Source organism: Sphingomonas sp. LH128, from assembly GCF_000293195.2.
Lineage (GTDB): Bacteria > Pseudomonadota > Alphaproteobacteria > Sphingomonadales > Sphingomonadaceae > Novosphingobium > Novosphingobium resinovorum_A.
In genome coordinates this window covers 1-1,092 of sequence record NZ_ALVC01000436.1, presented here as the reverse complement: position 1 = coordinate 1,092, position 1,092 = coordinate 1, and the positions used below count along the sequence as shown (strand labels likewise).

General features: G+C 63.8%; 1 protein-coding gene. It reads left to right on the top strand.

Features of this window, described 5'->3' with window-relative positions; all coding sequences use genetic code 11:
• Positions 1 to 2 precede the first annotated feature (2 nt).
• A partial coding sequence (locus tag LH128_RS27390; protein ID WP_008832953.1) for an aromatic ring-hydroxylating oxygenase subunit alpha occupies positions 3 to 1,092 on the top strand: 1,090 nt, incomplete at its 3' end.

Below are 1,092 nucleotides of genomic sequence, written 5' to 3'. Positions count from 1 at the left end.
AGATGGGAAGGCAAGACATCGACGCGCTGATGATTGATGGGCGCAACGCCGACAATCTTCGCGGCGACCCGATCACCGGCGACCGCTACACCTCGGTCGAATTCATGCAGCGCGAATGGGACCACATGTGGACCCGCATCTGGCACGTCGCCGGCCGCACGGCTGAGCTGGAGGAGCCGGGCGACTACGTCGTGCACAACTTCATGAACGAGTCCGTCTTCTGCGTTAAGCAGGACGACGGCTCGATCAAGGCGTTCTACAATTCGTGCCGCCACCGCGGCATGCGGCTGGTGTGGGACGCCAGTTCGCAGGACTCGTTCCAGTGCCCCTACCATGGCTGGGTCTGGGGCAAGGACGGCGTGCTGAACTATGCGCAGGACCCGCAGGACTTCCCGCAGGGCAACCCCTGCGGGAAGCTGAGGCTCAAGGAACTGCGCTGCGCCACCTGGGGCGGCTTCGTGTGGTACACGATGGACGACGAGGCGCCCGAACTGCTCGACTTCCTGTCGCCGATGCCGGACCTTTACAAGAACTACCCGATGGACACCGCCGTGCGCGTGTTCTGGATGAAGATCGACCTCGAAACCAACTGGAAGTTCGCCACCGACAACTTCTCCGAAAGCTATCACACCCGCACCGCGCACCCGCAGGTGCCGCCATGGATCGACCAGGACGTCGACACCGCGCGGCACGAGATGTGGGCGAACGGTCATGGCCGCACCGTGCAGCCGATGCGCCCCTCGCTGTCGGATCGCCTGCCAGACGGCGTGGTGCATCCCTTCGACATGATCCTGCAGGCGTGGGACATCGATCCCGCCGCCTACCCGGACTACGAGACCAAGGCGATGCAGGGCTGGCTCGACCTCAAGGCCGCCAAGAAGCGGCTGTGGAAGGAGCGCGGCTACGTCCACTACGAGCACATGGACGACGAGGAGATCACCGACAGCCCGCATACGGTGATGTTCCCCAACGTCACCATCAGCTTCCTGCCGGACAACCTGATTTTCTTCCGCACCGAGCCGCACCCCACCGACCCGAACAAGTGCACGTTCGATCTGTGGTGCATGGCCTTCCCGGTCGAGGGACAGGCCG